The following is a 12,637-nucleotide window of genomic DNA, read 5'->3' on the forward strand; positions in this document are numbered from 1 at the left end:
CCTCGTCATTCCGCTGATGACGAGGCACTTTGTTCTTCTTCAAGCCGTCTAGCCTGCTCAATCTCATGAATCTTCATGACGATCGGCTCTGAATTTTTCATCTGCCAATACGCTCTTAACAGCCGCTGACAGCTTTCCATTTCATCCTGTCCGCCTGCTTCATAGGCTTTTACTGTATCAAACAGACCTTGCGGATAAGCAAGGTAACTAAGAAACAAATGCAGCTCTTCCTCCCGAAGAGGATTTCCTTTTTGGTACGTATAAAACAAGGAAGTGCATTCAGGACAAGACGTGGGATAGGTTTTGAATGTCCGAAAGTAAAAGGTCAGAAGGTCATAAATGGGGGCGGCTTTTTTAGACCGCTCAAAATTGGTGAAATGTCCTGTGCCCACATCATTATACAAAAAGTGATGAATCGACAGCTGCCCATGATTTAACACAACACGTGTTGTCTCTTGATCTTTCATTTCATCATGCCAATCTTCTAATCGTTCAAGCGCAAATTCGCTGGCAGACATCGCCTCTGAAAAATACATCGCAGCAGCCAGTTCAAATGGCGACATATACCAAGTCTGCTCTGCCCGCTCTATGAATCGTTCATACATGTCTTTCTCTGTTTCCCATTTGGTCTTAATTTGTGTGTAGTGCGCTTCTATCTCTTGCTCTGTGATATCCATCATCACTTCAGTCCGCTTATGAAGTCTTGCAATCTCTTGAAATAAATATTCATGTTTATCGTCCTGCTCTTCTCTCTTTTCATTCGTCAGCCACGGCATGAGATAGTATGCGTACTGGCTTTCTCGATGACTTGAGAAAAAAGAACCGCTCTTCGTCCGATAAATCGGCACAAAAGAGCGATAGCCCTTTGATTCTAGTTCAAGCATTTGCTCTGTAAACTGCATATGTCGACTGGCTTTTACTCGCTTTAGGGCAAATACGCCCTGCTTTGTATATACTTTGACGACAGCAGGACTGACAGGTTCAATGTATTCCGCCTCAAGCCCGTATTCGTATAGGATAGACTGGATTTCATCCACGTTCACTCACCACATTTTCTCGGTCGGTCATCGCTTGTTATGCATTGCTTTTTTGATATTCAGGAATATAAAGAATCTGCCCTTCTTCAAGCTCCGCATCAACCGATAATGAGTTTGTGCGAAGGAGCTGCTGCACATTCAACTGATATCGCTCACAAATAAGATCGACCGTATCTTCTTGCTGAACTATACATATTTTCATGCGAGAAAAATCTTCCTCCTCCTGCTTAGCAAATAGCTTTGTTAAATAAAGAGAGTTCTCACTGCCAGACGTTTCTCTCTCGTCATATTCAGGCTCCTCTTCTTCTTGAGCTGACTCATATACTTTTGGTGCTTCTCGTTCATATAACCGTCCGAGCTGGTTCGTATCATCCTGTTCCTGTTCCTCTTGCTCCTCTTCTACGTGATAAGTGGGTGATTCAAATATTGGATACGGCTGAACCGTTTCTTCCAGCTCTTCGGCTGCTTCCGGTTCTTTTCTCACTTCCACCTCAAAGAACGTATCTTCCCGCTTCTCTTCTTCTAAGAGCTTAGGCGGTTCAAAAAATGGTGGTTCTTGCACCTGAGCTTCAGGTAAGGAGCGATAACCAAGCGCCACTTCTTCTTGGCTCTCCGTTTCCTCCAGTTCTTCCGATTCTTCCGGTTCTTCGGTTTCTCCCTCTTCTTCCCTACTCACCAGCTCTATCTCAATTTCTTCTTCCTGTTCTTCTTGCTGTTCTTCTTTCTCGGCGCGTGTGTCATGCTGTAATACAGCCTGTTCCTCATATTCTTGGCTCTCCGTTTCCTCCAGTTCTTCCGATTCTTCCAGTTCTTCGGTTTCTCCCTCTTCTTCCCTACTCACCAGCTCTATCTCAATTTCTTCTTCCCGTTCTTCTTCCTGTTCTTCTTGCTCGGCGCGTGTATCATGCTGTAATACAGCCTGTTCCTCATAGACCTCACGTTCATTGCCTTGCAGCTCTTCTTGTTCCTCATGCTCTGGCTGCAGCTGATAATCGTAGGTCACATCGCCATATTCTTCTTCAGGACGATGGACAAATTCATACGGCTCCACTACAGGCGCTTGAGGCATTTTCTCGTCTAATAGACCCTCAATCGCCAGATCAGCTTGAATGGTGAGCAAACGATTTTCTGTCAGCTGGTAATCAAACGCATCAATAAACACAAACACATCATTTAAATGACTAATTTTGTTCTTAGGGATGGTGATATCGACCGGGAATTGATGCAGAAGCTCCGCTGTTCCGTCTTCTCTTACCTTCACCTCATCAGCTTCCCTGTATGATGCATAGGAACTCAATTCACCCAATAGCTCCTCTTGATTTATGTTGTATTCTCCTGTTAGCTCAAGTGAACCTCTAATCGAAACATAATCATTCACTTCTTGAACGAGAATGTCAGGATCGAGAGAAATTGACAGCAGCTCACTGACTTCCTGTCCGCTTTTGAAATAAATGGATTCTTCTACCGAAAACTGTAATCGATTGTTTTGAGACAAGTCGGTGTCCTCCTTTCATCTAATCCTTCAAAATAAAATTAGATGTCAATACAGATGTATGTGAGAGGCAGTGAAAATATGATTGGTTTTCAGCAACACAAAAAAGCCGATATGTCCCCATACCGGCTTTCGTTTATCGACGCAGTTTTTGAAATACCTTTTCCACTGTCTCAATCGTATATTCGATGTCTTCATCTGTATGAGCTGTTGACAGGAACAGTCCTTCGAATTGAGAAGGAGGAAGGAAGATGCCGTGATCCGCCATTTCCTTGTAAAATTCAGCGAATAAAGCGAGATCAGCGGTTTTTGCTTTGTCATAATTGACCACTTCTTCATTTGTAAAGAAGAATCCAATCATCGAACCCGCACGGTTAAACGTTAATGGAATTCCGTGTACTTTCGCCGCTTTTGAAATGCCTTCTTCCAGCCGGTCTCCTTTTCGTCTAAACTCTTCATAAGACTCAGGTGTCAGCTGTTTTAAGGTTTCTAACCCTGCTGTCATCGCAAGAGGGTTACCAGATAACGTTCCTGCTTGATAAATTGGACCGCTTGGTGCAATTTGTCTCATAATATCCGCTCTTCCGCCATAAGCACCGACTGGGAGACCGCCTCCGATCACTTTACCAAGGCACGTCAGATCAGGTGTGATGCCAAAATAGCCTTGCGCGCAGTGATAATCCACACGGAAGCCAGTCATGACCTCATCAAAAATGAGTAAAGCTCCGTATTGCTCCGTGATGTCTCTCAGCCCTTGTAAGAAACCTTCTTGCGGAGGAACAACTCCCATATTTCCTGCAACCGGCTCGACAATGACACCTGCAATATCGTCTCCAAACTCCTGAAAAGCAACTTGAATGCTCTCTAAATCATTGTACGGCACTGTGATCGTGTTGCTTGCAGTCCCTTCAGGTACACCTGGGCTATCTGGAAGCCCTAGCGTTGCGACACCTGAACCCGCTTTAATGAGCAAAGAATCGCCGTGGCCATGATAGCAGCCTTCAAATTTCACAATTTTATTTCTGCCTGTAAAGCCGCGAGCTAGACGAAGTGCACTCATGGTCGCCTCTGTACCAGAGCTGACCATACGAATGACTTCGATGGAAGGAACTCGCTCTGATACAAGCTTAGCTAATTCATTTTCAACTAACGTGGAAGCACCAAAGCTTGTCCCCTGTTCCGCAACTCGTTGAATACTTTCAACCACACGGTCATTCGTATGCCCTAAAATTAGCGGTCCCCATGATAAGACATAATCGATGTATTCATTTCCATCAATATCATATATCTTGGCGCCTTTGCCTCGTTCCATAAAAATCGGGTCTGTGTTAACTGATTTAAATGCACGCACAGGGCTGTTGACACCACCAGGCATTAAATGCTGTGCTTCTTCAAATGCTTGCTTTGATTTTTCATAGCTACGTCCCATTTCAACGTCCTCCTGTCTATCCGTTCTTTATTCTGAGAGCCATTTGGCTGCATCTTTTGCATGATACGTAATGATGAGCTCTGCTCCTGCACGTTTCATGCTTGTCAGCATTTCAAGAACAAGCTCTTTTTCAGAAATCCAGCCATTTTGAGCAGCGGCTTTGACCATTGCATATTCTCCGCTCACATTGTAAGCAACAACAGGGAGTGTAAATTCATTTTTGACATCACGCATAATATCTAAATAAGAAAGGGATGGTTTGACAATGAGGAAATCAGCCCCCTCTTCTACATCAGACTGCGCTTCTCTGAGTGCCTCTAAACGGTTTGCAGGGTCCATTTGGTATGTTTTACGATCTCCAAACTGCGGTGTGCTATGCGCCGCGTCACGAAACGGGCCGTAAAAAGCACTTGCATATTTCACAGCATATGACATGACAGGTACATGAATAAAGCCAGCTTCATCAAGTGCCTCACGAATGGCCACAACAAATCCATCCATCATATTGGAAGGAGCAATGATATCTGCACCTGCGCGCGCTTGGCTAACAGCTGTTTTCGCTAAAAGCTGAAGAGATTCATCATTTAAAATTTCACCATCTTCAACGATGCCGCAATGTCCATGATCTGTATATTGGCATAAGCAAGTGTCTGCAATGACCACAAGTTCTGGGAAATGCTTTTTGATCTCAAGCGTCGCTCTTTGAACAATGCCATGGTCGTGATACGCCTCACTGCCCACATGGTCTTTATGATCTGGAACACCAAATACAATAATTGATTTGATGCCTAGGTCGACAAGTTCTTGGACTTCTTCTTTTACAAGGTCCACTGAAATGTGATAAACACCCGGCATTGAAGGGACTTCTTTTCGGACATTTTCTCCCTCTACAAAAAAGATCGGATAAATGAAATCAGATGGTCTTAAAAAGGTTTCTCTGACTAATTCTCTCATTCCTGCGCTTGTCCGCAGTCTGCGGTGTCTGTTAAATTTCATCATTGGTTCAACTTCCTTTCAGATAAACGGCACATCAATTCAAGCATTCCGTCTATCGTATAAGTATCTGGGGTTTCAGAAGAAATCCCGTATTGAAGCAGTGCCTCTTTTGTCAGAGGACCGATCGTCACAAAACAGGTGCCAGAAGCAGCCAGCTTCGCTGCATCTGCCTCCATGGCATGCATAAATGAATGAACAGTGGATGAGCTCGTAAATGTAATAAAATCAAATGATTGCTTCGTCATCGCCGTTTTGAGTGCGGCAATACCTTCCTCATCCTTGACAGTTTCATATAAAATCCATTCCTTTACTTCTATGCCAAGCGGAATGAGGGTTTTCTTCACGACATCTCGAGACAGGTGTCCTTTTGCTACAAACACACGCTCTCCTGGACGCACATGGTCAAGTAACGCATCTGCGAGCTCTTCCGCTATGAATCGTTCTGGTACCACATCCACCTTCAAGCCGTGCTGCTCAAGATAGGCAGAGGTTTTCTCACCTACAGCAGCCACTTTCAAATGCGATAAACTCTTATGTAAATGATGGTCCTTTATGTAGCTCAGAAAAAAAGACGCACCATTCACACTCGTGAAAACAAGCCATTGGCTATTTTCTAAGTCCTTTAAAAAGGCCTGCGCTTTTTCTTTTGTGAGCGTAGGCTCAAACCTAATAAGAGAGGTTAAAACAGCATGGCCGTTCAGCTCTTCAATCTTTTGCTGAAACACACCCGCTTGACGTTCATTTCGAGTGACAAGCACCGTCTGTCCGTGAAGCGATTTGCCTATGGTCATTGGGAGGACAGATCCTTTTTCACCTTGTCGATTAAATCCTTTGCTCCCTTATCAGCCATCTGCTTCGCACATGCTGTCCCAATTGCCTCAGGGTCAGTGCCTGATACAGTTTCTCGAATAATCGTGTGTCCGTCAGCAGATGCCACAAGACCCGTCAGTTCAATTTCATCACGCTCATTCATCGTTGCATAGCCAGCGATCGGCACCTGACAGCTGCCATCCATTTGTTTGAGGAAGGCTCTTTCAGCGAGAACCGTTTTCTTCGTATATTCATTCGTAAATTGAGCGAGGAGCTGCAATAGCTCTTCATCATCCCCGCGGCACTCAATCGACAAAGCGCCTTGGCCAACGGCGGGCAGGCAAGTCTCAGGAGATAAAAATTCCGACACAACCTCTTTGCTCCATCCCATTCTGGACAGACCGGCAGCCGCTAGAATAATGGCATCATATTCTTCATTTTTCAGCTTTTCCAATCTTGTATCAATGTTTCCTCGAATCCATTTAATTTCAAGGTCTGGTCTTTCCTGAAGAAGCTGGGCACTGCGCCGTAAGCTGCTTGTTCCCACAACAGCACCCTTCGGCAGTTCATGAAGACGCAGATGATCCTTCGAAATAAGAGCGTCCCTTACATCTTCACGCTCAGGAATACAGCCAATGACTAAACCTTCAGGAAGAGCAGCCGGCATATCCTTCATACTGTGAACCGCCATATCGATGTCATGATTCAGCATCGCCTGTTCAATTTCTTTGACAAACAGTCCTTTTCCGCCAACCTTTGATAAGGTCACATCTAAAATTTGATCACCCTTTGTCACAATCTCTTTTATTTCAAAAGAATAAGAAGGGTTTAGTTCAGACAGCTTTTGAATAACCCATTTTGTTTGTGTAATTGCAAGCTTACTTCTTCTAGAACCTACTTTAATTGTACGCAATACGTCTTCCTCCCGACAATGCCCTTTAGACTCATCACTATTTATTGAAACCAATGAAAGGTTGATAAGCTACCAAGCAGAAAATAATTGATCATCAGCACAATGAATGAACCGACATTCCACAGTGCCACGATTTTGCCCTGCATATTTCTCACCAATCTGATATATAAGTAAAAGCCGTATAAAAACAGCATAATAAACGAACCAAGCACCTTTGCATCTGTCCAGTACAACGTATCATACGAAATATATGCCCAAATGATGCCAAGAATCAAACTAAGCAAGAGCATTGGCACACCAATAATGTTTAATACGTACGCCATATGATCAAGCTTCGATAAATCTTCAATTCTCAGAAGCCATTTTCCCCATTTTTTCTTTTTCAGCAAACGATATTGAAAGAGATAGAGAAGGGAGAAAGCAAATGAAAGTGAAAAAGCACCGTATGATAAAATCGCCATCGTAATATGAATCACAAGCAGTTCACTCGTCAGCTTCCCCGTTAGTTCTGCTGAGTGGAGATCAGATGGTGTAAAGGTGTGAATCGCCATCATGGAAAAACCGATGACATTTGTAAAAAAGACAATAAATTCAACACGCAATACTTTTGTGAGAACAAGTGAAAGTGTCACAAGCACCCACGTATAAAAATATAAACCCTCTGCTACATTCAACACAGGGAATCGGTCTGTTTCCATCATAATATAGAACATGTAGACTGTTTGCAGCAGCCAGACAATAGAAAGCAACCAGAAAGCCATTTTTCCAGCCTTCCGGTTGTGTTGAAGAAAATCTATGAAATAGAACAAGACACTTAGAGCATAGATCAAGGTCGTCGCTTCGCCTAGTCTCGCTACAATGGATTCCATCATCGCTTAATCACTCACTGGCAACTGTAGCAAAGCCTTGTGCCATATTTGGTTTGAACAGCTGAAATGACCCTTGCTCCACCTGTACAGGCTCCACCTTTTGCTCTTCATCTTCAACCTGTAAATCAAAGATTTCTTTGAAGAGTAAAAGTTTTTCCTCTGCATTCGGCTCCGCGGCAATTTCTTTTGCCTTTAAGATAGGATCTTTCAGCATTTGATTAATAATGCTTTTCGTATGTTTATTTAATAGCTTCATTTCACGGTGTGTGAGGTTCGGAAGCTTTCGTTCAATACTCTGCATCGTATCCGCTTGAATCGTCAGCGCCTTTTCTCTAAGTGCAGAAATGACAGGAACCACACCAAGCGTATTCAGCCATTGCTTAAATTCCACAATTTCTGCTTCAATGAGGATCTCAACCTGCTCAGCCACCGCACGGCGCTCTTTTAAGTTGGCTGCCACGATGCCCTCAAGGTCATCAATGTCATACAAAAAAGCACCTTCTACTTCAGAAATGGCTGGATCTAAATCACGGGGCACAGCAATATCCACCATAAATAGAGGTCTGCCCTTCCGCTTTTTATTCGCACTTTCGACCATTTCCTTTGTAATGACAAATTGTTTCGCACCAGTGGAGCTAATTAAAATGTCCGCTTCGGATAATGTTTTTTCCAATTGGTTTAAGCTTTTAGGCTCTCCTGAAAAACGACCCGCCAATTCTTTTGCTTTCTCATACGTTCGATTGATAACCGTTACTTGACCAATCCCTTGACCTTGAAGGTTTTGAGCCGCTAGTTCGCCCATTTTACCCGCACCAAGAATCAGGACATGTTTATCAGAAAGACGTCCAAAGATTTTTTTTGCAAGCTCGACAGCTGCATAGCTGACAGACACGGCATTAGACGCAATGTCTGTTTCCGCATGAGAGCGTTTTGCAACGGTGACCGCCTGTTTGAATAAATAATTGAAAACGGTACCAATGGTCTTCTCCTCTTGAGCTACTTTAAAGCTAGAGCGCACTTGACCAAGTATTTGTGTTTCGCCAATCACCATGGAATCAAGTCCACAGGCCACACGGAATAAATGCTCAACCGCTCCATCATTTTCATAGAACTTCAAATAAGGAGAGACATCTTCTTTTTCTAAACCGAACCAATCGGCTAAAAATCTTTTTATATAAAACCGTCCAGTATGAAGCTGATCTACCACTGCGTAGATCTCTGTTCGATTACATGTTGAGATGACGATATTCTCTAGAATGCTTTTTTCTTCTTTAAGCTTGGACATCGCTGTTCCGAGCTCGCTCGGTTCAAAGCTCAGCTGTTCCCGTATCTCAACAGGGGCTGTTTTATAATCTAAACCCACAACAAGAATATGCATAACTTCAGCTTGCACCCCCAACGCCCTGTCTAATTTATAATAATTACAATATAGAATTTATTATTTATAATGATTATAACATATATTCATTTTTAACTGGATGAAAATTGTGAACAGATTTCAAAAATGTTGTGATATAGTAGAAAAATGTTCGACACTAATTATGCCATATCATCACTTCAAGCAATTTACCAGATTTGGCGCGTGCGGACAAATGATCTGCTTAAAAGAAGGTGACATCTTTGAAGAAGAAATCCATTTTGCTGCCGCTCACTTTGCTGGCTGTAGCGCTATATGCCATTCTCTCAGGAGGTCAATTTGACATTTGGAAGGATCAAGAGAAATGGTATACACTCATACTGCTTTTTGGCCTTGCTTTCTTATATCAAGGAAAGAAGGAGCAAGAAAGCGCTCATGTGTTTATCGGTATGCTTATGACGGGCCTTTCGCTACACTTTATTCTTCAGCCAAAATTAGACCACTGGCCAGACACATTTACGATGATCGTATTCATCGTTGGACTTGCACTCTTTGTGAAATCATCTCAGAAAAAAGAATATCGTATTGAAAGTGTTGTTCTCATTGCACTCGGTCTGTTCCTTTATTTCTTTCAGCAAATTACAAAACAGCTAAGTTCCCTTTCGATCCCTACTTCCGGTTTTGAATTGTACTGGCCTTATGTACTGATTGCTGTCAGTCTCCTCTTATTATTTTTAAAAAGGAAATAACTTATACAATAAAAAGGCATCTGTCCATGACAGATGCCTTTTCTTTTAGCTGTTAATCTTCGCAAGGATGGCATTCCAGGCTTCGTCTTTTCCCTTTTTCGTTTCAGAAGAGAACAGGACTAGTTCATCTGATGGGTCAATGTCGAGTGTCTGTTTGACGACTTTCGCATGTTTTTCCCATTTGCCTTTTGGAATTTTGTCCGCCTTTGTTGCGATGACGATTACGGGAACTCCGTAATATTTCAGGAATTCATACATGTTCACATCATCTACTGATGGCTTATGACGCAGGTCCACAATTTGGACGACTGCTTTTAATTCTTCACGCATTGTAATATACGTTTCGATCATTCTCCCCCAGGCTTCGCGCTCTGTCTTTGATACTTTAGCAAAGCCGTAGCCTGGAACGTCCACAAAATGGAGCATATCATTGATGATGTAGAAATTAAGCGTTTGAGTCTTACCTGGTTTAGAAGACGTACGCGCTAAATTTTTACGATTAATCAATGAGTTGATGAACGAGGACTTCCCAACATTTGATCGTCCAGCAAGAGCGATTTCAGGCAGTCCCCCGCTCGGATACTGCTCTGGTTTTACCGCACTAATGACGATATCTGATTTTGTTACTTTCATCTTCCCTCTCCTACCAACGCTTTCTCAAGCACCTCATCTAAATGTGAGACCGGAATAAAGGTTAGTCCTTCTCTCACACTTTCAGGAATATCATCAATATCCTTCTCGTTGTCCTTTGGAAGAATAATGGTTTTCAGTCCTGCGCGATGTGCGCCTAATGCTTTTTCTTTTAGTCCGCCAATTGGAAGCACTCTTCCTCTTAACGTAATCTCTCCTGTCATACCAACCTCTTTTGACACAGGTCGTCCTGTGAGTGCTGATACAAGAGCCGTCGCAATGGTGATACCAGCTGATGGCCCGTCCTTTGGAACCGCACCCTCTGGAACATGGATATGAATATCATGCTTTTCATTAAAATTAGGATCAATGTTCAGTTCATCTGCTTTCGAACGAATATAACTGAATGCCGCCTGTGCAGATTCTCTCATGACATCACCAAGCTTCCCTGTTAACAAGAGCTTGCCTTTACCCGGTGAGAGTGATACCTCAATCGACAAGGTGTCTCCGCCAACAGTGGTATACGCAAGTCCTGTGACAACCCCCACTTGGTCTGTCGTTTCAGCCTGGCCATAACGGTAAAGTCTTTTTCCGAGAAATTCAGATAAGTTCTTTTCCGTCACCGTGATGCGTTTGCGGTCTTCAGCCACAATCGCTCTTGCCGCTTTACGGCATATTGCCGCAAGCTGACGCTCTAATCCACGAACACCCGCTTCTCTTGTGTAATAGCGAATCGTATCATAAATCGCTGCTTCACGAAGCTGCAAGTTCCCTTTCTTTAATCCGTGCTCCTTTAGCTGCTTCGGCAGAAGGTGATCTTTCACAATTTCTGCTTTTTCAACCTCTGTATACCCTGCAATCGTGATAATCTCCATTCTATCACGAAGTGGACCTGGAATGGTTGCTAAATTGTTGGCAGTGGCAATAAATAGCACCTGAGACAAATCAAATGTTTCTTCAATATAGTGATCGCTAAAGTTATGATTTTGCTCTGGGTCTAAGACTTCGAGCATCGCAGAAGATGGATCGCCTCTAAAATCAGAGGACATCTTATCGATTTCATCTAAAAGGAACACCGGATTCATCGTTCCTGCCTTGCTCATCCCGCGAATGATACGGCCAGGCATCGCACCTACATACGTTCTTCTATGTCCACGAATCTCAGACTCATCACGCACACCGCCAAGGGAGATACGGATAAACTTTCGATCAAGTGATTTGGCAATAGATTTGGCAAGTGACGTTTTCCCTACCCCAGGAGGCCCTGCTAAGCAAAGAATCGGTCCTTTTAATGAATTGGTCAGCTTCTGTACAGCAAGATATTCAAGCACCCGTTCTTTGACCTTTTCCAGCCCGTGATGCTCATCATCTAAAATTTCACTTGCAAGCTTTAAATCTAGACGATCTTCTGTATAAATGCCCCATGGAAGATTGATCAGCCAATCAATATAATTTCGAATGACAGAGCTCTCAGCAGAGCTTGAAGGAATTTTTTCATAACGGTTCAATTCTTTGAGCGCTGTTTCACGAACAGAATCCGGCATGCTCGACTCTTCGATTTTAGACATTAAAGAACTGACTTCGCCAGTTTTCCCTTCCTTGTCTCCAAGCTCCTTTTGAATGGCTTTCATTTGTTCACGCAAATAATATTCTTTTTGCGTACGTTCCATTGAACGTTTCACGCGCTGCCCGATTTTCTTTTCAATCTCCAGTACTTCTTTTTCATTGTGTATTAAGCTGATGACCCGGTTCAGCCGTTTTTTGACATCCACTGTTTCCAGTACTTCTTGTTTGTCCTTTAATTTGAGCGGCAGGTGAGAAGCGACGATATCTGCCATTCTCCCTGGTTCCTCAATATCCGTCACTGTTGCATATGTTTCAGCTGAGATTTTTTTTGAAATTTTTATGTATTGATCAAAGTGATCTAACAATGTACGCATGAGTGCTTCTGCTTCTGCGTCCTTTAAATCTTCTTCTGCCAATTCTTTTATGTCGACGGACGTATAGTCCTCCAGCTCTACGTATGATTCGATCTGCGCTCGATTCAAGCCTTCAACGAGTACACGAATCGTTCCATTTGGCAGCTTCAGCATTTGTTTAATTTTTGTGTAGGTGCCGACTTTGAAAATTTCCTCTTCACCTGGTTCATCTATTGAAATTTCCCGCTGTGTTGCTAGAAAAATCATATGATCGTTCATCATCGCCTGTTCTAATGCTTGAACAGACTTCTCGCGTCCAACGTCCAAATGCAAGACCATTGTTGGATAAACAAGTAAACCTCGCAATGGAAGGAGCGGAACATTCTTTTTGATTTCATCTGCCATGTTGATTGACACCTCCGTCACTAGTATGAAT

At 43.1% G+C, this 12,637-nt stretch carries 11 protein-coding genes; 1 reads left to right on the forward strand and 10 read right to left on the reverse strand.

Annotated elements, in window-relative coordinates:
• Window positions 1-5: 5 nt before the first annotated feature.
• From ysxE to hemA, 8 genes are all read right to left on the reverse strand, one after another.
• Complete coding sequence (gene ysxE, locus GKC25_RS12075; RefSeq protein WP_342689809.1) at window positions 6-1,037, reverse strand: spore coat protein YsxE; 1,032 nt, start codon at window positions 1,035-1,037, stop codon at window positions 6-8.
• Window positions 1,038-1,074: 37 nt separating this feature from the next.
• On the reverse strand, window positions 1,075-2,532 hold the full coding sequence (locus GKC25_RS12080) for a LysM peptidoglycan-binding domain-containing protein (RefSeq protein ID WP_342689810.1): 1,458 nt from the start codon (window positions 2,530-2,532) through the stop codon (window positions 1,075-1,077).
• A 133-nt stretch (window positions 2,533-2,665) separates the two neighbouring features.
• Window positions 2,666-3,958 carry a glutamate-1-semialdehyde 2,1-aminomutase gene (gene hemL / locus GKC25_RS12085; protein ID WP_106038030.1) on the reverse strand — a complete coding sequence of 431 codons (1,293 nt, stop codon included), beginning with the start codon at window positions 3,956-3,958 and terminating at the stop codon, window positions 2,666-2,668.
• A gap of 27 nt (window positions 3,959-3,985) precedes the next feature.
• Window positions 3,986-4,957, reverse strand: a complete 972-nt coding sequence (gene hemB / locus GKC25_RS12090; RefSeq protein ID WP_034661673.1) for a porphobilinogen synthase — start codon at window positions 4,955-4,957, stop codon at window positions 3,986-3,988.
• On the reverse strand, window positions 4,954-5,745 hold the full coding sequence (locus tag GKC25_RS12095) for a uroporphyrinogen-III synthase (protein WP_034661676.1): 792 nt from the start codon (window positions 5,743-5,745) through the stop codon (window positions 4,954-4,956). Before GKC25_RS12095 ends, hemB begins: the two co-directional genes overlap by 4 nt.
• Window positions 5,742-6,677, reverse strand: a complete 936-nt coding sequence (hemC, locus tag GKC25_RS12100; RefSeq protein WP_034661679.1) for a hydroxymethylbilane synthase — start codon at window positions 6,675-6,677, stop codon at window positions 5,742-5,744. Before hemC ends, GKC25_RS12095 begins: the two co-directional genes overlap by 4 nt.
• A 41-nt stretch (window positions 6,678-6,718) precedes the next feature.
• Entirely contained in the window at window positions 6,719-7,549 is an 831-nt protein-coding gene (locus tag GKC25_RS12105) for a cytochrome c biogenesis protein (protein WP_034661681.1), read from the reverse strand.
• Window positions 7,550-7,556: 7 nt separating this feature from the next.
• A complete protein-coding gene (hemA, locus tag GKC25_RS12110; protein ID WP_034661684.1) occupies window positions 7,557-8,924 on the reverse strand; it encodes a glutamyl-tRNA reductase in 1,368 nt (455 codons plus the stop codon).
• A 242-nt stretch (window positions 8,925-9,166) separates the two neighbouring features.
• On the opposite strand from hemA, the gene GKC25_RS12115 reads away from it, so the two are divergent.
• Window positions 9,167-9,652, forward strand: a complete 486-nt coding sequence (locus GKC25_RS12115; RefSeq protein ID WP_034661687.1) for a hypothetical protein — start codon at window positions 9,167-9,169, stop codon at window positions 9,650-9,652.
• Window positions 9,653-9,697: 45 nt separating this feature from the next.
• Here GKC25_RS12115 and yihA read toward each other — a convergent pair whose 3' ends face one another.
• The gene (gene yihA, locus GKC25_RS12120; RefSeq protein ID WP_034661689.1) at window positions 9,698-10,285 is read right to left on the reverse strand and encodes a ribosome biogenesis GTP-binding protein YihA/YsxC; all 588 of its coding nucleotides are present in this window, start codon (window positions 10,283-10,285) and stop codon (window positions 9,698-9,700) included.
• The gene (gene lon, locus GKC25_RS12125; RefSeq protein ID WP_060596896.1) at window positions 10,282-12,606 is read right to left on the reverse strand and encodes an endopeptidase La; all 2,325 of its coding nucleotides are present in this window, start codon (window positions 12,604-12,606) and stop codon (window positions 10,282-10,284) included. Before lon ends, yihA begins: the two co-directional genes overlap by 4 nt.
• Window positions 12,607-12,637 lie beyond the last annotated feature (31 nt).

The sequence above is a fragment of the Bacillus pumilus genome (assembly GCF_038738535.1).
In the GTDB taxonomy this organism is placed as follows: Bacteria; Bacillota; Bacilli; order Bacillales; family Bacillaceae; genus Bacillus.

Bases quoted from the DNA above. Each gene is read 5' to 3' on its own strand.
- GKC25_RS12095 (WP_034661676.1), bottom strand. From the start codon at position 5,745: ATGACCATAGGCAAATCGCTTCACGGACAGACGGTGCTTGTCACTCGA.
- hemA (WP_034661684.1), bottom strand. From the start codon at position 8,924: ATGCATATTCTTGTTGTGGGTTTAGATTATAAAACAGCCCCTGTTGAG.
- hemL (WP_106038030.1), bottom strand. From the start codon at position 3,958: ATGGGACGTAGCTATGAAAAATCAAAGCAAGCATTTGAAGAAGCACAG.
- yihA (WP_034661689.1), bottom strand. From the start codon at position 10,285: ATGAAAGTAACAAAATCAGATATCGTCATTAGTGCGGTAAAACCAGAG.
- hemB (WP_034661673.1), bottom strand. From the start codon at position 4,957: ATGATGAAATTTAACAGACACCGCAGACTGCGGACAAGCGCAGGAATG.
- GKC25_RS12105 (WP_034661681.1), bottom strand. From the start codon at position 7,549: ATGATGGAATCCATTGTAGCGAGACTAGGCGAAGCGACGACCTTGATC.
- lon (WP_060596896.1), bottom strand. From the start codon at position 12,606: ATGGCAGATGAAATCAAAAAGAATGTTCCGCTCCTTCCATTGCGAGGT.